Source organism: Streptomyces sp. NPDC060064, assembly GCF_042736455.1.
Taxonomy (GTDB): Bacteria; Actinomycetota; Actinomycetes; order Streptomycetales; family Streptomycetaceae; genus Streptomyces.
This window is the reverse complement of sequence record NZ_JBHWWF010000024.1, coordinates 1-21,112: the sequence shown is the minus strand read 5'-3', so window position 1 is coordinate 21,112 and position 21,112 is coordinate 1. Positions and strand designations below refer to the sequence as shown.

The window sequence follows — 21,112 nt, the reverse complement described above, 5'->3', positions numbered from 1 at the left end:
CTGTCAGTCGTGGTCGGGGTGGAGCCCGCGATTGGTACCGGATCGGCCGATGTCCAGGTCCAGGAAGGACGTCAGTGGGGTGCCGCTGTTCCAGAAGCCGAGCAGGTTGATGTCGATAAGGCACAGGTTCTGCCGGGCGGCGAAGTCACGGGCTGGTTTGGTGAAGACGCAGGAGGCGACGAAGACGGGAACGTCGGCCCCGTGCTCGGCGCGGGCGGTGCCGTTGAACGTCTGGATGTCGCGGCTGCCGACTGTGCGGTGCTTCGCGTACCGCTTGCACTGGATGACGATCTTCCTGCCGTCGGGCAGGTAGCCGGTCACATCGGCTCCCAGGTCGCCGGCACCACCGACTCGCTTCACGTCGGTACAGCCGTCCCGGCGGCATAACTCCGCGACGTACTCCTCGAACTCACGGTCGTCCATCGCCCAGACCGCGTCCAGCGACCGACGGGCCTGCCGCCTCGCCTCTTCAGCAAGCCGTGCCCTCTCAGCCTGTGCTTCGCGTCGCCCGGCGCGTACCAGGACCGTGACCACGACCGCAGCCACAACGGCGGCTAACGCCGCCAGCAGCACCGTCCCCATGAGTTCCTGCCCCTCCCGTTGTTCGGCTGTGTGCAGCCTTGTTGCTCCCCATCCGGAGTCAGGTCTATCCGGTGTGGTCAAGGCCCGAGCCGGTGTGGTCGCTGCTGTGACAGGCAGCGCAGCCCAGTGTCATTGCTCTGTCTGGGCAGCTCAGCTGGTGCTCAGCATCGCCAGGTCGGGGTAGCGCGGCAGGAGGCGGCGCTCTATTACGACGTAATAATCCGGGCCCCGGCTGCAATCACTGCGGAGCTGGCGTCTTCACTGTGGCGCCCGTTCGGTAACGAAAGCGGCCCCGCTCCTCCACCGGCGAGTGGAAGAGCTCGGCCCGGGTGCTCTGGCGCTACAGGTCCTTCAGGAGAAGTTCGGCGACCTGCTGGCGGTACTCGGGGCTGCTGGCGGCTGCAAGGTCGGCCACGAACGCCTCCGGTCCTCCGAGCAGTTCCAGGTAGCGGCCGATCATCGGGTGCCGTTCGGGTGCGAGCACCTTCGAGAAGATGATGTCCATGCTGGCCACGCCGTCTGCCCATGGCATCTTGATCTGAGGCGGCTTGCTCGCGGGCTCCGCACGGGGATCGGGAACAGCCACCGTCGGTTGACCCTGCAAGTCGGATGCGTGACGGCCGGGTTCATTACGTCGTAGTAGTCATCACCAGTCTCTGATGCACCGCCAGCGGGATATGTCCATTCCGGAATGGCTGCGCCTGGAGGTGCAAGCGGGGTCAAATGCTGCATGCCCTACAGACGCAGGCAGCAGTTACACCGGATGGCTAGTCGAACAGCACGAGCCGGGGCTGTGCCGACGCCCCCTACCGGCCGTGGCACTGTCAGCTCGCCAATACCTGGGCAGCGGGATGCGGAGTCCGTAGCGGTAGCGATCACTCGCGAGCCGCGCGGCGCGTCGTCGCCTCAAGCCGAGGACGCGCCAGAGCGGTCCGCAGGACGTGGTTGGACACGTTGGATCGAGCTCGCCTCGGTTCTGACCGCCTCCGTCGTGACAGTCGCCACCCTGCTGTACTCCAACGCCCAGGTGCGCGACGAGCTGAAAGTCAACCGTGACATGTTGAAAGTCAGCCGCGACGAGTTGCGGGTGAGTCAGGAGGGCCAGATCACGGACCGGTACACCGCGGCCGTGGAGAACCTTGGCAACGAGGCTATGGACGTGCGTTTGGGCGGCGTATACGCCCTGCAGCGCATCATGCAGGACTCCCGCCGTGACCAGCCCACCATCGCCAACGTCCTGGCCTCCTATGTGCGGGCTCATGCGATCAGGCCGCCGAGCGAGAGCAGCAGGGAAGTGCCGGCTGATGCGCTTGCGGCGCTCAAGGTGCTGGTGAACCGTAACCCGCGCCTGGACGGCGACTTCACGCTTGATCTGCGCCAGACCCATCTTGCTGGTGTAGATCTCAACACGAGTCTGCTGGGCAAGCCAGGCCGGTGCGCCAACCTTGAGCTCGTGAACTTCCGCGGAGCAGACCTGACCAGCGCCGACCTCACCGGCGTGTTGATGCATGAGGCGACGCTCCAGGGCACAAACCTGAGCAAGGCAAACATGCGGGGCGCAGACCTGACCGAAGCGACTCTGATCGGTACGAAACTCAAGGACGCCCGCCTATTCGATGCTGACTTGACCGGTGTCTTCATCTCCGGAGCGACGTTGGCGAATGCGGATCTCGGCCTCGCTGCCTTGAGATCCGCCCGGGTCTTCGCCGTAGATCTGACCCACGCACGGCTCCGCGGGGCGGATCTGCGCGGGACAAGCTTCCATTTGTCGGACCTCAGGGGGGCCAATCTCGAGTCAGCGAACCTGATGGGGGCGAACTTGATGACTGCCCGGGTGGCGAAGGCGCAGGTGCTCAGTGCTGTCATCAACTCCAAGACGCTGCTCCCCCAAGTGCTGTTCAGGGACCGCGACGTCCAACGGCGCATCGCCGATGTTGAAGCTCTGATCAGGAAGGACCCGGACCACTTCTCAAAGGAAGCCCCGACGCCCTTCATCTGCTCGTCCCCCGCGGGTGGTTCGGTGAGGTGATGACGTCGCCTTCGCCGGTCGCGAGCTAGGGGCCCAGGCCGTCCCCGCACCCGAAAGGCCGAAGAGGGGAATCGCGGCGGCTGCGGTCAGTTCCAGTCGGGCTTGGGCCGACGGGGCGAGGGCGGCGATCTGGTCTCGCCTTGCTGCTAACTGATCGCGGTCCTATGTGTTCGTCTCTGCAAGTGCGTCCTCCAGCCGTCCGCGCAACGGCTCCAGTCTTTCGGGCGCCACGTTCAGTAACTCCTGCAGTTCTCGCAGGTCGTCCAGCGCTTCCCGAACGAGCCCACGGCCAGGGACGGTGTGCAGGAAGCGATCCAGCTGCCCAGCGGCCTCCTCCCAATCGGGTACCGCACAGTGGAGAATGAATAGGTTCCCCCGAGCCCGCGCTGAACCGACACCCTCGGCAGCCTGGGCCGCAAATATCTCTTCTGCTCGACGCCAATGCTCATGCTCTTCAGGCCTGGCGAGCAGACGTAAGGTCACCGCGATTTGGTAGTGCCACACGCCCTCATCGGGGTCGAGTTCAATCGCACGGGTGAAGTCAGCCAGAGCCTCGTCAAACCGCCCCAGGAGCTGGTAGGTCAGGCCGCGGCCAGCAACGGCCGCGCTGTCATCGGGATCGAGTTCAATCGCACGAGTGAAGTCAGCCTCAGCCTCGTCAAACCGCTCCATGCGCAGGTAGGTTTCGCCGCGGTTGGCGACAGCCCAGGCATACGTGGCGTCGAGCTCAATCGCCCGAGTGAGATCGGCCAGAGCCTCGTCAAACCGCCCCATGCGCAGGTAGGTTTCGCCGCGGTCGGCGACAGCCCAGGCATACGTGGCGTCGAGCTCAATCGCCCGAGTGAAGTCGGCCAGAGCCTCGTCAAACCGCCCCATGCGCAGGCAGGTCAGGCCGCGGCCAGCAACGGCCGCGCTGTCATCAGGGTCGAGTTCAATCGCACGAGTGAAGTCAGCCAGCGCCTCGTCGGTGCGGCCAACCTCCTGGTAGTAGAGGCCCAAAACCATGCGGGCCCCGATCGTGTCGCGGTGGTCAGGGCCCAACAACTGCTCGTAGCTTGCGACAACCCGTTCCATGAGGGTGACCCCCTCGTCGGTACGGCCGGCCTCCCAGTACCAGACGGCCAGGTTTGCTCGAAGCTTCCAGGTGGTGAGGCGGCCAGGGCCCAGCGCTTGCTCGTAGTCGGCGACAACCCGTTCTAGGAGGGGGATCGCTTCGTCGGTGCGGCCGGCCTCCCAGTAGGTGTCAACTAAGCCACCCTGGACGCCCAGGGTGGTGACGTGGTCAGGGCCCAGCAATTGCTCGCAGTCGGCAACCGCCCGCTCCATGAGGGTGACTCCCTCGTCAGTGCGGCCCGCCTGGCAGTAGCAGAGGCCCATAACCATGCGGGCTCCGAGGGTGTCGGGGTTGTCAGGGCCCAGCAATTGCTCGCAGTCGGCAACCACGCGCTCCAGCATGAGGATGAGCGCCTCGTCGGTGCGGCCCGCCTGGCAGTAGTAGAGGGCCATGATCATGCGGGCCCTTAGGGTGTGGGGGTTGTCAGGGCCCAGCGATTGCTCGCAGTCGGCAACCGCTCGTTCCATCAAGGCGAGCGCCTCGTCCGAGCGGCCAGCCGGCTGGTAGCAGAAGGCTAAGAGCATGCGGGCACCCAAGATTCCGGTGGCGTCCAGCAATTGCTCGCTTTCGGTAACTGCCCGTTCCAGCAAGGGGAGCGCCTCGTCCGAGCGGCCAGCTAGCTGGTAGCAGAGGGCCAAGAGCATGCGGGCACCCAAGAGGCGGGAGGCTGCCGGCAATTGCTCGTTTTCGGCAACCGTCCGTTCCAGCAAGGGGAGCGCCTCGTCGGAGCGGCCCGCTAGCACGTATCCCATGCCCAGGCCCACCCGAGCGCTCACGGTGTCGGCGTGGTCATGTCCGAGCAGCCGCTCGGAATCGGTGGCCAGGCGCTGCCAGTGGGTGATCGCAGCCGCATACAGGCGCACAGTGATCAGGCTCACTCCGGCTCGGTAGAGGACCGAATGGCCGTCGGGGCTCCAGAGGACGTCCGCGGCATGTGTCGTCAGGGTGTCCGTGTTCGCCCTCAGTACGGCTGTGAGGTCGGGGTCGGTGTGGTCGGCCTCGGGCCAGATCTCCGCGAGGGCGTCCGCAGCCGCTCTCACTGTGGCGGGGGTGTCGGAGGCAGGCGTGGTTTCGCGGGCTGCGCGGGCGGTCAGGGTGTGGAGCCGCACGGCACGGGGGCCGGCGATGGAGTCGCAGGTGATGAGCCCGTACCGGTGCAGCAGTCGCAGCGCGGCCCGCGCCTGCTCCGTGTCCACGTCGACTGGTTCAGCCCCAGCAAGCGGGGGGCGTTGGGCGGTGAGGTAGTCGATGGCCGCAGAGGTGGCCCACAGATCTGCGGGGTGCCCGGCAGTGTCCAGGTGGGCGGCGAGCCGGATCGCTGGGGTGGCCAGTCCTACGGGTTCGCATTTCTGAGCGGCATCGAGGGCGAGCAGAAGCGCGGTTGTGACGGGCCTCCCGTAGCCTTCGGTGTCCGCCTGCCGCGGCAGGAGCTTACTCAGAGAGGAGCGGCGGTCGGCGAAGCGTTGAAGGTAGTGCGCGCAGGACACGTCCTCGTTGATCACGTATGCGGCAGCGTGGGCCAGCGCCAGCGGTAGGTGCCCCAACTCCTGTGCCAGCTCTTCGGCGGTGTCGTCTAACAGGTGGGTCGCTCGCATGTCGGTGAGCCGTTCGCGGAGATAGGCGACGGCTTGGGCAGGAGTGTAGGCACCGAGATTCACAATCATCCTGCCGCTGCCGGACAACAGGGTGTCTCGGCGTCGGGTAGTGGCTACCACCCGCCGGCCGCCGGGGCGGCCAGCCGGCCACCACTCGCCGATGTCCTCGGGGTCGGTGATGTCATCGAGTACCACCAGCCAGGAGCGCGAGGTGGTGGCCAGCCACTCCATGAAGGCCCGCGCGTCGGCTTCGGCATCCAGTCCCTGCGCGCCCGCGGCCTGCACCTGCTGTGCAGCGCGGGCGTATAGGGCAATGACCCGCTCGGTCTCGGTGGCGTCCACCCACACCACCAATTCGGTTCCCTCCGCCAGGGCTTGGTGGGCGGAAGCGGCGGCCAGCTGGGTCTTACCGACCCCGCCACCGCCGGAGAGCACCTGGGTCAGCGCCCTTGGCGTGTGGGACTCGCCAGTCGCCTCGACCGCGTGGCGCAGTTCGGGCCGGGTTTGGAAGGCAGAGGCCAACAGCGGCACAGTGCCCACCTGCACCGGCCAGACCACCGGAGCCCGCGGCGGTGTGTGAATTGCCGCCTGCGCGATGGTGACCTTGCCAATCCAATTGGCAGCGAGGCCGCCCCGATCGCCGAAGACCACTTGCTCAGCGGCAAAGCTGGGCCCAGGAGCAAAGCCGGGCCCGATCAGCTCGAGAAGGGGCCCGGTTGCGGAGGGTTTACGATCCGGGCGCCTCCTTCGATCACTCCGCTGGCGATCGCCCCCCGGTCTGCGCGGATGTTCACGTCCCTGCCGCCGGTCACTCCACCTGGTCCAGTCGGCGCCCCGGCGTGATCCTGCCGGGCCAGCAAAGCCCGCAGCCCGTCTGCGGCCTGCTCCTGCTCAGTGTCGTTCAGGTCCTCCAGGAAGGCCGCGAAGAGCGCTTCCCAGGCGGCTTCCTGGCGGATTCGCTCCCGCTCCAGTCGCTCTTCCCCAGCTGTCTCCAGCGCAGCCGCACTCCGGTCCAGACGTTCAATCTCGGCCTGTTCCCTTTGGGTGTTCCCACGGCCGAACCAGGCCGCGATCGTCGAACGGAATCCCGCCCAGGCATCCGTTCCTGCAGCCTGCACCACTGCCGCACCGCCGGCTGCAGCCAGCGCCGTCAAGCTCTCCGTCAGCATCCACAGTCCTCTCAAGCTCCAGACTTCTGCCTGGGAACACGGTCCGCACCGACGGATACCGGTCTCGGCGCCTAACAACGCTCCGAACCGGCAGTTCCCCCGCCCTAGCGGTCTAACCGCGTCACGACCGCCCTTAGCGTCAGGGTAGACCCGCTGCAAAGATCAAATTGCGGGTTCTCAGACAGACCTAGAGCTGGTCAGTGGACGGCTTCGTGGGGAGAAGGCTCTTAACCGGGTTAAGTCCCCGCGCAAGCCGAGGTCGCAGAGTGCGGCTGCGCCAGCTCCCGAGTCCGCCCTCGATGGGTCCTCCGTCGACGTGGTCGACCCCTCCGTGCCCGCGCAGTCAGCTCCGGTTCTTAACCCGGTTAAGACGGCCGCAGCTGAAGAATCGTCGGTACTCGATTCCCTTCCCTGGGGGGATCCCAGCTGGTTCGACCGGGAGCTGCGCCGGCGCATGGCAGCCGAGGACCGCGAGAAGTTGGTGTGGCTAGTCCAGGCCAAGGACGACACCTGACCGAGCAGGCGGCACTTAACCGGGTTAAGAGACCCACCCGCCCCAAACGAAAAAAGCGGCCTCCCCCCTGGCTTCCGGGTGGAGGCCGCTTCGCATGTCCCCATTGTCCTGTCTCGGCGAAGTTAGCCGGAGTCGGCTGGCCGACCTGGCCGGACTGTCTTCGCTGAGCCGTGACACGTTAGTTGGAACTTGGCCACGCATCTTGGAACCGGGAGACGTCCGGTCGGGTGTCGATCTGTGCTGGTCAGCGCTGGGTGGCCAAGCGCATCGCTATGTGGCCCGACTGATTCGGATCCTCCTGGGTCGCGTGACGATCGCCCATGCCGGCCGCGACGACTGGAGGTCAGCCGATCCGGCGGAACATGATCGTTCCCGGAATCCGCCTTCCCGGAAGCGTCACTGTGATGATGTGGCCTTCCGTGTCCGAGTCCAGGGAGGCCGCAGTGTCCCGAACGCCGCAGGAGATCTTCGAGGGTTACCTTTACGCCGGTGCCATGACCCGGAATGCCGATGCCCTTGCCGAGAGCTTCACCGCGGACGGCGTCTTCGAGGCGCCGCTCATGCCCGCCGGCGCCACCTTCCCCAGGAGGTTGGTGGGGCGCGAGGAGATCCGTAGCGCGATGGCGGCGTACTACGAGCAACAGGTGAAGGACGACCGCTCGCCGAGCCTTGAGAAGTCCGGATACGTGCTGCACACCACCTCCGATCCAGACGTGTTCATCGCCGAGATCGACGCGGTCTTCGACGGGGACGGAGATGACGTGGCTGTCTCGCTGGTACAGATTTTTCGCATCCGCGACGGGAAGATCGCTCGACTGCGTGACTACTTCGCGCCCGAGGTGATGAGCTGAGGACGTCCGAGCAGTTCCCGCCGCAAGGATGCCTGACCTTTCGGCCGCTCCTTGGCCGGCGGCGACCCGTTCCCGGGCTGCCGCCATCAACGGGCTCAGGGTGGAGCAAGCTCTCCCAGGAGATCAGGTGTGAGCACAACGGAGCGGTCGGACTCGGACCGGCAGGATGAGTCTTGCTGCGTTGACCACCGCTCTCTTCCATGTCCCCAGGAGCGCAGTCGTCTCCGCTACCGCATCGGCATCTTCGGAACTGGTTCCAACAAGAATGACGAGTGACCACTTGGTTCCAAGAATCTTGGCAAATCAGTTCCAACAACCGTGTCACGCACAACGAGAACAGCCAGGCCAACACGTCTCGCCGGTTCCAACTATCGCGTCACGGCTCAAGAGCCTAGAGAAACGGTCGTCGCCCCCGGAGAGGAGTAGACGACAAGCACTGTGCTGACGAAACGACAGTTGTCGTGCCTCTAGAAGACGAGAGTGCAGGTCGCGGCACCGGATGACGACAACTACCCCGCTGAGTCACAGAGGGTGTGACTCGGCACGCCAACTGTCGTGTCGGCGGGATACCTGTCGTGATCCTCTCGGCGACCTTGCCGGAGGTACACCCCGGCCCGCTGAAGCAGCCTCAGCCGTTCGACACGCCTCGTGGTCGGGCGCCCCACACGCGTACGACCGCCCAGGCGTATCCGAACGACCGAGACCGCATTGCCGCCGCGTGACGCAGCCGCGGTCAGGGTCGGGATGGGGTGCCTGAGCTGCCCTTGGCGTCCCGCGCGGAGGCGTGCTGGAAAGTGACCTCGGAGTTGGCCTTGCCCGGGCCGTCGAGCAACGGCTCGTCCTTGCCACGCAGCTGCTCATCGAAGAAGGCACCCACGTAGTCACGGGTGATCTCCGCAGCCCGCTCGCCGGGCAGACCCTTCGGGTCGTCACCGCCCAACTGCCCGGCGAGCGGGGCCAGATCGGTGAAGGCAAAGTGGTCGGCTCCGGCCACCGTGGCCCAGCGCTTCCAGCCCTCGAGCTTCTTCCAAGCCGCGTCCCACGTCTTGTCCTCGCTGCCGGGGCTGTGGTCGGCCTTGGTGCCCAGCATCAGGAAGGGCCGCCCGGAGAGGCCGGACTTGCTGCCGGAGTCGATGAACGGGCCGTCCATGTTCACCCCGGCGCGCACGCGCGGATCCTGGGCCATGGTGGCGGCGGTGCTGGCGCCGCCCAGGGAGTGCCCGGCCATCCCGACCCGGTCCTTGTCAATCATGCCGGCGTGCTTCCAGGGCGACGTGCTCCCGATCAGCTGGTCCAGCGCGAAGGAGAGGTCCTTGGCTCGGCCCTCGGCGGCGGGCTGGAAGCTGGTGGGGCCGACCTTCCCGCAGGCCGTGCACGGCAGGATGCCCTTGCCAGGGAAGTCGACGCCCGCAGCCTCATAGGCGTGGTCCACGACGGCAACGACGTAGCCGCGGCTGGTCAGGTCCTCGGCCAGGCCGGTGAGGGTGGCGCCCGGCGTCTTGAAGCCAGGCGAGAAGACGACCAGCGGGAACTTCCCCGACTCGGGCTTCGCATCGGTGTATGTGTGGGTGCGGGTGCCGCTGAGCACCTTGGCAGGGATCTCCAACTTCATTTGCTTCAGGAAGGCTTGGGCCCCCTCGGTGCTCATGTACGGGGCGGGCTTGCCGGTTCCTTTCTGCGCCGGATAGTACATCGACGCCATCAGCTCCCTGTCGCCCGCCTTCGGTGCCCATGGGTCACGGCGGCCCTTGTCGACAAGGTGCAACGAGTCGCGGCCCACCGCGTACTCACCGGTCGAGGCAGGAAGCGCGAGGCTCCCCTTTCGATCCTCCGAAGCGGCAGCGTGAGAGGGCGAGGAGGAGGACACAGCGGCCGAGTCTTCAGAACTGCAAGCGGTCAGGGTGGTCACGCCTGAGGCAACAGCGCCGGCAAGCAGGACGGCAACGGCTCCACGACTGCGTATGGACATTTTCATCACCTTTTCTCGGTGGCCGCGCGATTCCGTGACGGCCTTGAAGAACCAACGTAGAAAAATCGAGGCCGGAAAGAATCACGCCGGAGAGCCAACCCGAGCAGTAGCTCTTAAGGACTAGAGGCCGCCCCAGGAGCATGGCAGTACGCCTCATGCGTGACCTGAGCTGCACATTTAGCGCAAGAGATGGGTGCGCCACACGCATACACCCTTCGGCCCGAGAAATAAGGGGTTCCTTTATGCACGGGCTGTGGGAGACCGATCTGAAGGGTAAAGCTAACAAGAGACGCGGCCCACTTCTCCCCGGCCTTCACAATCTTTGGGCCCACCAAACGCGACCGGGAAACATAAGAGGGGGCTCTCCAAAAGCTGCCTCTTGTCGGCACCGTCAATGTGCAGCTGTTCCAGGACCGGCTGGACGCCTTACCGCCGGCATGCGCGGAGCGGCACCACAGTACCGCCGTTTCACGCGGCTTGATCCAGCCTGCGGCCGCGGCACCGTCATCCTCGTCGCCGCGGCCGCGTTTGAGACCGGCACAACCCGCGGGACTTCACATCGCAGGGAGAGTTACGAGGCCATTGCCACGAGCAGGTGTGTACACCTCTCCCCGCTTATCACGTCGCACTGGGTGAATTCGCGAATGTGGCCTTCCTGAACCGGAAACGGTTAAGCCTTTTGTGGATTTCCAACACGTGCTTGCGGTGACCGGCGTTGGTAGCCAGGCCCTCGGCGAGAGTGACTGCCTCGTCGAAGGGGTACCGAGCGTTGGGCACGGGCCTCGCATGCTCCAGATTCCAGGCAATCGCGCCGATGGCGTCATAGAGCCCACCTATGACCTCGGCCCGGGTGCTTGCTTGGCCGACGAGGCTGGTCACCCGGTCGAACTGTTCAGCAACCGCGTATAGCGCGGCCAGCGTGCGCAGCGCGCTTTGTGCCGGCGCAGACGGATTGATCGCCGCCGCGACCCGCTCGCACAAACCGTCGGCTTTCTCGGAGTTGAGGCTGAGGCTGTAAGCAATCAGCGCCAAGCCGGCTTCCGCGGCGGGGCCTTCACGGACCAATCCGCGACGACGCTCTGGGGAGCCCAGCTCGCTGATGATGATGTCGAGGATCGGCGTCACATCGGATTGCAGGTGGATGTTCCGGACCAGGCTCATGGCGGCGTGGCGTATGGGGAGTTCTTCTTGTCCGAGATCAGCGAAGAGCACAAGCAGGCACGGCGCTGGGATGGGGAGCCGAGGGTCAATGCGGTAGATCTCGGAGCGGGATACCTGCCGGAGCCGTCGAACGAGGCCTGGGTCGCCGGTGCGACACGCGTGGATCAGAAGCGCCCTAGTGATGTGGAGGCGATTTTTCTCACGCAGATCGGCGGGTTCGGTTGGCTCATTGACGAAGGCCTGCGGGTCACCGAGCACGTCGGTCAGGTTCTCGGCGTCATCGGGAGCGAGCGCCGCCCCCTCGTGCACCGCTTTGAAGACGTAGCGGGCGTGGTCGCGCACATGGAGTGCGTCCGGACCGCCGCATGCCTCAAGTAGCAACTCTTCTGCGAATACGTACTCAACAGGCGAGGATTTCATCACCGTCCAAAAATTACCATAGGACACCTGGGCAGTTTCTTCGTGATGGTCGACGCAGGTATGGCGGGGTGCTCTCGACCTCGGTGACCCCGGCCGGATCAGTGTGACGGAACCGGGGACTGCTGGAGACTGCCCGCGATCGGCTTTTGGCCGCAGGCCCATCTCGTGCGTCGGCCGTCAACAACGGCGGGGTTGTTGCCGAAAGGTGGGGCGGTGCCCGGACAACAGAGGGTCGATGCGGCGGCCGGTGGGGGGAAGTCGGCCAACCGCAGTCACCGGGTGTTCCCGGCGATTCGCGATGTAAAATTCCACTTTCGGCTGCGCGTTGGTCATGAAGCTCCCAGCGGATAGGCACACCTCACGGTCTCACTGCAAGGCCAACCAAAACGAACTGACGTCACAGCTCGTCAAATGGTGGCTCCCAGAGCCAGGCACATGCGGTCTGTCCCGCCACCACCGAGTAGCGCCACCCGCAGGCAAGAGCCACCTCGGCCGCAGCGGCGAACGACTCCCTGGCTTCCGGATCAATGAGCCGAGCGGGCCGGACATCCACCAGCCACGTACCCATCCTGGTCAGCACGAGGAAGTCCGGCGTGTGCTTACGCCATCGACTCCTCGTGCAGAACCTCAGCTTCAGTGGCTGCGACAGCACTTCCCGAACCTCACCGCAGAAGTCCAGAGCAACCAGCAGCCGGTCCGGGACGAGCAGGTCCTCCCAGCGGCATGCGTGCGACCACAGAGGCGCAGGACCACGCCGTCCACCGGTCATACCTGCAGCGCTGACATCCTGAAGACCTTCCACGCCTTCAGGTAAGCGGCCCCCTCACGCCCCGAGGACGATCCTCGATATTGACGACAACTTGCCCGCCAATGCCCACCAGACGACACGAAGCCCGCCAATTTCACGACAGATATCGTGCCGATCGGTCATCGAACTCCCAGGTCGGGGCGATAGAGGACGACAACTGGCGTGACGAGTCACAGCCGCCTCGACCACCCGCTGCATCAGCGGCGTGCGCCGCTGGTAACGCGCGGTCAGCCCCGGCACCTGCTCAGCGAACGTCACCTTCCCGCAAGAGGCGTTCTCGCAGTACAGACGGCGCGCGCTCAGCTCGATCAGCACGGGACGGCCGCCAAGCGACGTATCTCCGAGCCGTCTGACGTAACGACTGTGACACCACCCGCTCGGTGTCCCACAGCCCCTACACCGGTGCGGGAGCAAGCGACCGCGTACGCGCACGGACAACCACCTCAGGTCCGGAGCCGTCGACCGAGGAAACCAACACGCCCGCCAAGTGCGGTAACAGGTACGGCAGTTCAACAGAGCACGCTCAAAGACTGCCCGTTATGCGGACCAGTCGACCACGGCACGAAGATGATCTCCGGCTACGAAAATCTTGCCAGAGCCACGTAAGTGTGTACGCCGACAAGAAGACCTCCGCAAGAGGATGGCCACCCTGGCGGTCGTCTACGACGCCGACCGGCCCCGCGCCGTCCGCACTACATGGGCGGTCTGTTTACGAAGCGTCTTGCCGCCGTTGAATACGGACAGTGATGATAGAGGCGAGAGTGCTGCTGGCCGGAGAAGGCGGGCGCGAGCGGGTGCTACTGCCTCTCGATCATTCGGCGGGCTGCGGTCAGTGCACCGTCGGTGCGCACCCGCCCTGCCAGAGTGTGTGCGGTCTCGACCACCTGGGGGGCGAGGGCTCGGCCCAGCGCTGCGGTGAGGGAGTCGGCCGTCGGGTCGCTGACCGCGTGGGCGCTGCCGATTCCGAGCTGGTCGACGCGGCGGGCGAAGTAGAACTGATCGAACATCTGCGGGACGATCACCTGGGGCGCCCCGGCTGCGGCGGCCGTCGTGGTCGTGCCCGCCCCACCATGGTGCACGACTGCGGCGACCCGCTGGAACAGCGCTTGCTGGTTCACGTCTCCGATTGCCAGGCAGTCGGGTGCGGCTTCGTCGAGAGACAGATCGGCCCAGCCGCGGGCGAGGATCGCGCGGCGGCCGAGTGCGCGGGCGGCTGCGATCATCCTCCGGGCGATGCCTTCGGGGGCGCGTACGCTGCCGAATCCGAAGCAGATCGGTGGCTCGCCAGCGTCGAGGAACTTTTCCAGCTCGGGCGAGAGCGGCCGGTGATCCGTCAGCGTCCACGCCCCGGTCTGGAACACGTTCAGCTCCGATGGCTCGTGCCACGGTGCCAGGGTCGGATCGGCGGCCAGCCACGGGGTGTCGGTGAAGATATGACGGCTTACATCGCTCACCGGGGCGAGCCCGGCAGCCTCTCGCTGTGCGTTGATTGCCGCGCTCCACATGACATTCCAGCGCTGTGCGTCCTGGGCCCACAGGGTCTGGTTGTCGACGGGGCTGTCCGTCGGCTTTTCTCCCAGCAATCCGAACACGGGCGGCGCGTGGTGCGGCGAGGGCAACGTGATCGGCGCGAACGCGGCGTACACGTAGCCGATACCTCGCTGCTCGGCCACCGAGTGGGCGGCGATCGCCAGAGCACCGCCTCCCACGATCATCCCGCATCCCTCGGCGGCCGAACCCACCGCCGCGAACTGATCCGGAACCGTGCCCTCGATCATCTGTCGCCGCTGCTCGGGTGTGGGCACTGCCCCTGCCGGCCGCTTGGCTGTGGCGTGCAATTCCGGGCCGACCGGGACGTAGGTGATCCCCAGCGACTTGGCCCACTCCTGGAAATCAGGAGGTGCGCACACCACGGCCTCCTGTCCCAATTCCTTCAGCTGCACGGCCAGAGCGATCACCGGCTGGACCTCTCCGCGCGATCCGATAGTGGACAACAGCACCCGCATGTTCACTCCCATACTCTTGCCGCGCCTCGTGACGCGGAGGGCCATCTTCGCCCGATATGGGGGGCTTGCGGCAAGATCCCCCATGCGATATACCGTTAAACGGGAGATGGAAGTAGGGCGACTTGCCCGCCTCGGGTCCCGAACGGCGATGCCGAGTGCAGCGAGCGGTCCCATCCGCCCCCGGCGGCATGACAGGCTGCGCTCCGCCCTGCCGCCGCTGGCCGACCAAGCAGCCCTCGACGTTCATCGACAATGGTGGTCTGCCAGCACGCAGCGGGCTCCTTCAGGAGTGCCCTCTCATACATGGATGTGTGAGTTCGGGGTCTCGTACTGGTGAGGTCTCCTACTCCACTGTCGCCAGTTCGTCATGGGTGTCCAGCCGGACTCCGCCCGCTTCCTCGGTGGTGGTGTGGAGAGTCGGGTTGTAGGCAGGCGGGGGTACGTGGAGTTGGTCGGTGGTGTAGTCGCCGAAGCGGAGCACGTTCTCGCGGCGATCAGCGCCCGGGCCGCCTGTCGGCGCGAACCGCAGTAGGGCTCCGAGTTCGGCGGACAACCGCATGGACGCAGCACGCATCTGCGGACCATCAAGCACATCCATCGCGAAGTCCGTCCGCACGCTCACCGACCGGGACACGTGCCCTGCGACGACGGTGCGGCGGTCGACGCCGCGAGCGCGTTCCTGCAGTTCACGTCCGGCCCGCCCCACCGTGCGGCGGTGACCGCGGGCAGCTCGGCAAGCTGTCATGGACGACCGCGGCGATGGCGTCAGCACGTACCGCTGATCCGGGTGTGCGGTATGTGGCACCGAGTGAGGTGGCGAGGTTCCTCGGGCCGCTGCCGGTCTCGGAGCTCTACGGGATTCGGCGCGCGCAGGCCGATGGCCTGAGTCGCCTGAGTGTGGCGACCATCGGTACGGACCTGCCCCGACCACCATCCCCAGTCCGTACAACGCGGCGGTCTGAAGTCTGATCCTCTGCGCCAGATCGACCGCGCCGACTCCGAACAGCCGTAGGGAACCTCCCACCTGGGCAATCGCAGCCGAGGGTGCCAACGGCTGCACCAACGGCGTGAACCGTTTGAGCACCGACGTGAGCTCCGCAAGCCCGCCCCGCTCGCGCAGGCGCACGTGGAAGAAGAGGGCTCGCTCACAACGCACACTCCGTACCCTGGGACGGTCCCCGACCCTTCAACCGGGGCGCGTATCGCGTGAAAACCTGGCATTGCCCCGCGAGTTCGCGGTCCCAGGGGTGCGGGAATCCAGGAACCCGTTGGTTTTGGTTGCCCGCCGATCCGACCGTGGTGCTGATGCCGTGCAGGGCGAGCGCGCGCAGCCGCACAAGCTGGGCGATCTGCTGCGGGTCACGGTCGAAGAACCGCAGCGCACCCGACTTAGGAACAGTTCCGTGTCTCAAAGCGCTGGCATTTCAGTCGGCAGGGCGAATCCGTCAGACCCAGTGGCCTCATGGCCCGCGGCTTCCGCGAGCCGCGCTGCGCCGTCCTAAAGGAGGATGAGGTGGTCCTCATCGCCGCTCTCACTGCATGGCGCGCGGCCGCTGTCTCCACACCAGCTGTCAGCTCCCTCAGCGTCCCCACCACGGCGCACGCCCTTCCGGCGCTGCCTGTCGGCACAGGGCGGCCCGCTGCGACGAGCAAAAGGTCTCCCTATGCGCGAACGTGATCTACACGCAGCAGCCTCTTCAATTCAAGCTTCCCGCAAGGGAGAGTTCGCACTGACGCGATCAACTGCCACCGGCTGGGAGGGATGTTGACCAAGTCTGTCGCCGATGTCGCGGTGATTCTCGCGGCATACGATCTGACCCGCTGTGCATTCTCGGCCGCCAAGCTGGCAGGGTGCGACCCGAAGACCGTGCGAAAGTACGTCGCCCGTCGCGAAGCCGGGGTGGCACGAGGCCCGGCTCGCCGCGCACAGATGATCGACCACTTCCGACCAAAGATCGAGGAGTTGGTCGATCACTCCAAGGGGAGCATCCGGGCCAATGTGGTCCACCAGCGGCTGGTGGCCATGGGTTTCACCGGAACCGAACGCACCACCCGCAGGGCGGTCGCCGAGGTGAAGGCGGCATGGATGGACGGCCACGCGCGCCGCGACCAACCCTGGGTGCCCGAGCCGGGCATGTGGCTGCAGGTCGACTGGGGCGAGGGGCCGACGGTCGCCGGTCGCCGCACCCAGCTGTTCTGCGCCTGGCTGTCTTGGTCGAAGTTCCGGGTGCTTCTCCCGGCATGGGACCGGACGTCGGTCACCATGGTGACCTGCCTGGACGCAACTTTTCGGCGGATCGGTGGAGTCCCGTCGTACGTCCTGACCAAAACCCTGGGGACCGAAGCGATCAACCAAGCCGCAGAGATCGCGGTCGAGCACGCGCAGCTCATGGCCGCGGGCACACACTACGGATGCACTGTCGCGACCTGCGAGCCGTCCGGCCCGCAGGACATGGGCGGCGTCGAGACGACTGTGAAGATCGCGGAAGCCGACCTGGTGCCCACCACCGCCGGCCTGCTCGACGAGTACTGCTCATTCGCCGGGCTCGCCGCGGCATGCGATGCCTGGTGCGAGCAAGTCAACGCCCGCCCGCACCCATCCACACAGACCGCTCCGATGCAGCAACTGGCCACCGAAAGCGATCATCTGCATCCCGTCCCGGCCACCCCGTACTACCTCGTGCTCGGGGACGAGCGGGTTGTGGACGACGACCAGACGGTCGACTTTGCCGCCGCCCGCTACCAGACCCCGCCCGGACTCGCCGGCTCCCGGGTGTGGTGCCGAATCATCGACGACGAGCTCGCCATCACCGCGATGACATCGGAGGGCCTCAAGGAGATCACCCGTCACAGACGGTACGCGCCCGTCGGCTCGCCGGTTGTTGACGGCCGTCGCAGCCACCGCCTCAACGGGGTGGACGGTCACCTGCCCCCGCCCCGGCCCCACACCGCGCAGGACATTACGTTCTTGGGCCCGGACGGGGCCGCCCACCACAAGTCCTCGCATCATCGGGCCTCGCATACCACCACAGGCTGGAGCCACGAGCCGGACGCACCGCTGGAACGATTGCTCTGTGCCCGCCTCTCCGTCTTTGCAGGCGGCTTCGACCTGAGCGCCGCGCAGGCCGTGTGCTCCGGCGGCCCGCTCTCGCCCGAGAAGATCCCAATTCTCCTTGACGGCCTGGTTGCCAAGTCGGTCGTATGGCAACCGGACGGACCGAACCCATTGCGCTACGGGATGCACGACACGGCGCGCGAGCATGGCGCGCAGTGGCTGAAGGACTTCGGCGAGTCACGCTCGACCCGACGTCAGCACGTGGACTGCTACCTCAAACTGGTACACCTGGCTGAGGCCGAGTGGATGGGGCCCAACCAGGTCTACTGGTGCGCGCGCTTGGTCGCCGAGCACGCGAACCTCCGTGCTGCACTGGACTTCTGCCTGGCCGAGGGCGACGGTAATCGTGCGCTGGAGATGGGCGGAGCGTTGTGGTTCTTCTGGTTCGCCTGCGGGTACGCGCGCGAAGGGCGCCACTATCTGGAACGCGCGCTCGACCTCTGGCAGGAGACGGATCCGCGGCGTTCTACGGATCCGCGGCTTGCCAAGGCGCTGTGGGCATGCGGCATCACGGCCCTCCAGCAGGGCGACAGCAGGGCCAGTACCCGGCTCGGGGCCTTGCTCCGCAGGGCCGCCCATGACTGCCGCAGCCAGGAGACGCTTGGCGCTGCGGCCTACCTCCAGGGCAGCAGCCTGAGGCTACGCGGGGCGCCTTCCCGGGCCGCCGAGGTGTTCGCTACAGCATCCGGCTCACCGCGACGCGAGGGTCCCTACGAAGCGGCCTGGCTCCTGGTCCAGCTGGCCCGCGCGCTGGCCCACGCCCACCGCGGGGAGACCGGACACGCCCTGACGATCGGACAGAAGCTGCGTGCGCACTGCGCGGAGCGCGGCGACCAGTGGATGAGCGGCTGGGCCGACTACGCACGGGCGGTGGCTACCCTCAGATCGGGGAGGCCGGACGAAGCGGCTGCCCTGGCCCGCTCAGCCGTCGAGGGCGCAGCGCAGCTGAACGACAGCTTTGGATGCGCCGTGGCCCTCGACCTGAAGGCCCGGGCGATCGCGGCCGTCGGCCGAGGGAAACACGCGGCCCACCTGCTCGGCCTCGGCGAGCAGGTCTGGCGGACCCTCGGCCGGCCCCAGCTGGGCATGCCCGAACTCGTTGCCGCCCGTGTCGCCACGGAGTTACGCATCCGGCAGCACATCGGCGACACCGCCTACGAAACCGAGTACAGAGCCGCTCTGGAAAGGGACACCAACACTGGTATCGCGCTCTGCCTGGCCAACGGAGCCCAATGACAACGAGCGACCGCCTCGGCGGTAGCCGGAGGCGGGGCCGGCCTGGACTGCGGTGCCAAAGACCCATCTGCGGGGCCGAGCCGTTCGCGGGAGGCCGATGCCTTGCGGGCGATGCGGACTTCGACGCGTTTGCCGCGCAACCATTTCCGCAGTCAGGCTTCCGCTACCCGTGCGTCCGGTACTCGTCCGCGACGCGAGGAGACGTCAGCCTGCCCGTCATGAGTACGGTCGGGGATTGGAAACGGAGCAGCAGCCACCGCGCCAGTCCCCGACCCTGCTGAGGCTTTTGCCGTTGAGGATGTGTTCGCGGACGTCGAGTTCTGCTGGCGCGCTGCCGAGGCACTGGACGGCGGTGAGGAGAGCTTGTGTGTCCAGGCGACGGTCTGCCGGGATCTCCCCGGCCTGCTGGAGGGCGTTGGTGCGAGCTCACGGACTTGCTGCGGCGCGGGTAGGTCCTTGGCGGAGTGGAGGGCAAGTCGGGAGGCCAGATAGTCGGTGTTGGTGGGGCGCATGACGCGGCCTTCCTCACGGACGAGCTGAGCCCATTCGACGGCTTCGATCTGCCGCTGTCGGCCGGTGAGCGCGGCGATGTTCTCGTTCGCGAGGGCGCGGCTCCGGCGGGTCTGCCGACGGGTGTTGCCGGTACGCGTCCCGGCCGCGAAGAGTTGGCAGCGCGGTGGCCGGGCGGCCATCGCGACGTTCGACTCGACTCGACTACGCAGGCTGCACAGCAGCCTCGGCTACCGCAGTCCCGCCGACTACGAGACCGCCCTCGCGACCTGACCACCACACCGATGGTGTCCGTTAAAGCGGAACAACGGCGGCCGAACCGGTCGGCCGCTGACCGGTGATCGTCTTTGCTTCTATCGGCACGGTCGCATAAATCCGGTGAAAGCGCGGCAGGCAGGGATTTCCGCCAATGGCCATGCAGTGTCTGTAGGCGGACAGTAAATATCCCTGCTGGCGGACTTCACATTCTCCCTGGGGGCGGCCAGTCAGGTTCCCGCCCGCGAATCGGTTGAGGTCAGTTGGACCAGTGGACTGCGCTGCCGTTTGTTTTAGGGATCGGCGACGAATTTGGCGCGGCTGTCTGAGGGCGGACGACAAAGACCGGAGCCTCCTGATCGTTGCAGGCTTCTCCCGGTCGCCCGCCACCACGGTGGGCTGCTCAGGAAGCGCTTGATGCAACAGCAAGCGCACCCCCCACAGAGGAGAGTCTGCTCATGATCAGAAGACACCCGCGGCATGCCCTGGCCGCCACTGCGGCCGCGGCCGCAGCGCTGGGCGGCTTGGCCGCCGCGCCGCCTGCCTCAGCGGATCAACCAGCCCTCGAACACTGCGTACTGGCACTCGATACGGGCCGCCAGACCTGCTACGAGGGGTTCACGGCCGCGTTCTCTGCGGCATCGGGCGGCCGGATAACCGACGCGCCGGACAACCTGAAGGCGGCTTCCCGGGGCTCGGGGCTCCAGGAGCTCCGTGCGGAAACGTTACGACTGGCGGACTCCGGCGGCGCGAGCGGCGACGTCATCGTAGGCACGGTCTTCAGGGACAAGGATTACGGCGGCGGCGAAAGCCTGACCTTCACCGCCCCCTCGCCGTGCAGGAACAACGATGCCGAGGACTGGTGGAACAACATGCCGGCGGACTGGAACGACACGATCACCTCGGTGCAGCCATGGGCGAACTGCTGGATCGAGCTCTACTCCGATGTGAATCGCGGCGGTGACCGCGATGGCGCGTTCAGGGACAATACGCCCGACATCGGCTCGTACATGAACGACCGCACCAGCTCCATCGCCTTCCGGTGATCCGGTCCGAACCACACCTCAGCGCCCGGATCGGCCCTGATCGACCCAAGAGGAGAACAGGCTTCATGCGTACATCAATCCGCACCGCGATCCTCGCGGCGGCTCTCGTCCCCATGTGCGGCATCCTGCTCGCGCCCTCCGCGCAGGCCGACGACGTCCCGTCCCCGCGTGAGCTGCTGGAGGAGTGCGAGGACGGCAGCGACTGGTGCGGCTTCCACCCTGATGGCCCGCCGAAGGAGGTTGCGGGCGAGAGTCACCAGGTCGGAACGAGTGTCTTCAACTGCACGGACGGTCCGCAGACGATGAATGTCAGCTGGTCGGATACCGACACCGAGACCAACAGCGTCGGTGTCTCCATGGGCATCGACGGCGGTTTCGCCGAGGTCTTCAAGACTTCTCTCCAGGTATCGTATTCGCACAGCTGGGCACAGGCGCACACGGAGTCGCAGACCACCGCCATCAACGTGCCTGCGGGCAGGGTCGGTTGGATCAACCGCCAGCCGACCCTGCTGGAGGTCTCGGGCCGGTACGAGCTCCACTTCGAAGACCGGTACTACGACCACTACTACTGGTACCTGCCCTTCACGGCAACCGAGCCCAAGGGGGACGCCGGCAGCGTGACCCAGCGCACCCGGTCGATGACCTCTGACGAGGCAAAGGCGCACTGCGGAAGCTAGGAGCTGAGGCTGGGCCGGTCTGCACGCGGAAGCGTGCAGACCCTGTCTCTTATAC

At 66.4% G+C, this 21,112-nt stretch carries 16 protein-coding genes and 1 pseudogene; 6 read left to right on the top strand and 11 right to left on the bottom strand.

What is annotated here, in order from left to right; genetic code table 11:
• Positions 1-3: 3 nt before the first annotated feature.
• Together ACFWDI_RS26295 and ACFWDI_RS26290 are read right to left on the bottom strand one after the other, a co-directional pair.
• Positions 4-582, bottom strand: a complete 579-nt coding sequence (locus ACFWDI_RS26295; protein ID WP_385307368.1) for a restriction endonuclease — start codon at positions 580-582, stop codon at positions 4-6.
• Positions 583-922: 340 nt separating this feature from the next.
• Positions 923-1,087, bottom strand: a complete 165-nt coding sequence (locus ACFWDI_RS26290) for a hypothetical protein (RefSeq protein WP_385307366.1) — start codon at positions 1,085-1,087, stop codon at positions 923-925.
• Between the two features lie 486 nt (positions 1,088-1,573).
• Here ACFWDI_RS26290 and ACFWDI_RS26285 point away from each other — a divergent pair, with 486 nt between their 5' ends.
• Positions 1,574-2,611, top strand: a complete 1,038-nt coding sequence (locus ACFWDI_RS26285) for a pentapeptide repeat-containing protein (RefSeq protein WP_385307364.1) — start codon at positions 1,574-1,576, stop codon at positions 2,609-2,611.
• Positions 2,612-2,773: 162 nt separating this feature from the next.
• Here ACFWDI_RS26285 and ACFWDI_RS26280 read toward each other — a convergent pair whose 3' ends face one another.
• Positions 2,774-5,971, bottom strand: a complete 3,198-nt coding sequence (locus ACFWDI_RS26280; RefSeq protein WP_385307362.1) for a tetratricopeptide repeat protein — start codon at positions 5,969-5,971, stop codon at positions 2,774-2,776.
• Between the two features lie 44 nt (positions 5,972-6,015).
• Positions 6,016-6,489 (bottom strand): hypothetical protein, encoded by a 474-nt coding sequence (locus ACFWDI_RS26275; RefSeq protein ID WP_385307360.1) that lies wholly within the window; start codon positions 6,487-6,489, stop codon positions 6,016-6,018.
• Positions 6,490-7,446: 957 nt separating this feature from the next.
• Here ACFWDI_RS26275 and ACFWDI_RS26270 point away from each other — a divergent pair.
• On the top strand, positions 7,447-7,854 hold the full coding sequence (locus ACFWDI_RS26270; RefSeq protein WP_385307358.1) for a nuclear transport factor 2 family protein: 408 nt from the start codon (positions 7,447-7,449) through the stop codon (positions 7,852-7,854).
• Positions 7,855-8,587: 733 nt separating this feature from the next.
• Here the strand turns inward: ACFWDI_RS26270 and ACFWDI_RS26265 are convergent.
• From ACFWDI_RS26265 to ACFWDI_RS26240, 6 genes are all read right to left on the bottom strand, one after another.
• Complete coding sequence (locus tag ACFWDI_RS26265) at positions 8,588-9,721, bottom strand: alpha/beta hydrolase family protein (RefSeq protein ID WP_385307528.1); 1,134 nt, start codon at positions 9,719-9,721, stop codon at positions 8,588-8,590.
• 720 nt (positions 9,722-10,441) lie between these two features.
• Positions 10,442-11,431, bottom strand: a complete 990-nt coding sequence (locus tag ACFWDI_RS26260; protein WP_385307357.1) for a hypothetical protein — start codon at positions 11,429-11,431, stop codon at positions 10,442-10,444.
• A 370-nt stretch (positions 11,432-11,801) separates the two neighbouring features.
• Positions 11,802-12,173 (bottom strand): TnsA endonuclease N-terminal domain-containing protein, encoded by a 372-nt coding sequence (locus ACFWDI_RS26255; protein ID WP_385307355.1) that lies wholly within the window; start codon positions 12,171-12,173, stop codon positions 11,802-11,804.
• A gap of 54 nt (positions 12,174-12,227) precedes the next feature.
• Positions 12,228-12,644, bottom strand: coding sequence for a transposase family protein (locus ACFWDI_RS26250; protein WP_385307353.1), 417 nt, complete (start codon positions 12,642-12,644; stop codon positions 12,228-12,230).
• A gap of 365 nt (positions 12,645-13,009) precedes the next feature.
• Positions 13,010-14,218, bottom strand: a complete 1,209-nt coding sequence (locus ACFWDI_RS26245; protein ID WP_385307351.1) for a glycosyltransferase — start codon at positions 14,216-14,218, stop codon at positions 13,010-13,012.
• Positions 14,219-14,561: 343 nt separating this feature from the next.
• The gene (locus tag ACFWDI_RS26240; RefSeq protein ID WP_385307349.1) at positions 14,562-14,792 is read right to left on the bottom strand and encodes a hypothetical protein; all 231 of its coding nucleotides are present in this window, start codon (positions 14,790-14,792) and stop codon (positions 14,562-14,564) included.
• Between the two features lie 1,188 nt (positions 14,793-15,980).
• Here ACFWDI_RS26240 and ACFWDI_RS26235 point away from each other — a divergent pair.
• Positions 15,981-18,569 (top strand): hypothetical protein, encoded by a 2,589-nt coding sequence (locus ACFWDI_RS26235; RefSeq protein ID WP_385307347.1) that lies wholly within the window; start codon positions 15,981-15,983, stop codon positions 18,567-18,569.
• Between the two features lie 15 nt (positions 18,570-18,584).
• Here ACFWDI_RS26235 and ACFWDI_RS26230 read toward each other — a convergent pair.
• Positions 18,585-18,721: pseudogene (locus tag ACFWDI_RS26230) on the bottom strand (IS5/IS1182 family transposase); the annotation flags it as partial.
• A gap of 436 nt (positions 18,722-19,157) precedes the next feature.
• Here ACFWDI_RS26230 and ACFWDI_RS26225 point away from each other — a divergent pair.
• The 3 genes from ACFWDI_RS26225 (at position 19,158) to ACFWDI_RS26215 (ending at position 21,057) form a co-directional block, all read left to right on the top strand.
• Positions 19,158-19,352, top strand: coding sequence for a hypothetical protein (locus ACFWDI_RS26225; RefSeq protein WP_385307345.1), 195 nt, complete (start codon positions 19,158-19,160; stop codon positions 19,350-19,352).
• Positions 19,353-19,792: 440 nt separating this feature from the next.
• On the top strand, positions 19,793-20,380 hold the full coding sequence (locus ACFWDI_RS26220) for a hypothetical protein (RefSeq protein ID WP_385307344.1): 588 nt from the start codon (positions 19,793-19,795) through the stop codon (positions 20,378-20,380).
• 65 nt (positions 20,381-20,445) lie between these two features.
• Positions 20,446-21,057: a hypothetical protein gene (locus ACFWDI_RS26215; RefSeq protein ID WP_385307342.1), complete on the top strand. Its 612-nt coding sequence runs from the start codon at positions 20,446-20,448 to the stop codon at positions 21,055-21,057.
• The last annotated feature ends 55 nt before the right edge of the window (positions 21,058-21,112 follow it).

Coding starts and splice junctions, on each gene's coding strand:
- ACFWDI_RS26295 (WP_385307368.1), bottom strand. CDS start 582: ATGGGGACGGTGCTGCTGGCGGCGTTAGCCGCCGTTGTGGCTGCGGTC.
- ACFWDI_RS26290 (WP_385307366.1), bottom strand. CDS start 1,087: ATGGACATCATCTTCTCGAAGGTGCTCGCACCCGAACGGCACCCGATG.
- ACFWDI_RS26275 (WP_385307360.1), bottom strand. CDS start 6,489: ATGCTGACGGAGAGCTTGACGGCGCTGGCTGCAGCCGGCGGTGCGGCA.
- ACFWDI_RS26255 (WP_385307355.1), bottom strand. CDS start 12,173: ATGACCGGTGGACGGCGTGGTCCTGCGCCTCTGTGGTCGCACGCATGC.
- ACFWDI_RS26245 (WP_385307351.1), bottom strand. CDS start 14,218: ATGCGGGTGCTGTTGTCCACTATCGGATCGCGCGGAGAGGTCCAGCCG.
- ACFWDI_RS26240 (WP_385307349.1), bottom strand. CDS start 14,792: ATGCGTGCTGCGTCCATGCGGTTGTCCGCCGAACTCGGAGCCCTACTG.
- ACFWDI_RS26235 (WP_385307347.1), top strand. CDS start 15,981: ATGTTGACCAAGTCTGTCGCCGATGTCGCGGTGATTCTCGCGGCATAC.
- ACFWDI_RS26225 (WP_385307345.1), top strand. CDS start 19,158: ATGTTCTCGTTCGCGAGGGCGCGGCTCCGGCGGGTCTGCCGACGGGTG.
- ACFWDI_RS26220 (WP_385307344.1), top strand. CDS start 19,793: ATGATCAGAAGACACCCGCGGCATGCCCTGGCCGCCACTGCGGCCGCG.
- ACFWDI_RS26215 (WP_385307342.1), top strand. CDS start 20,446: ATGCGTACATCAATCCGCACCGCGATCCTCGCGGCGGCTCTCGTCCCC.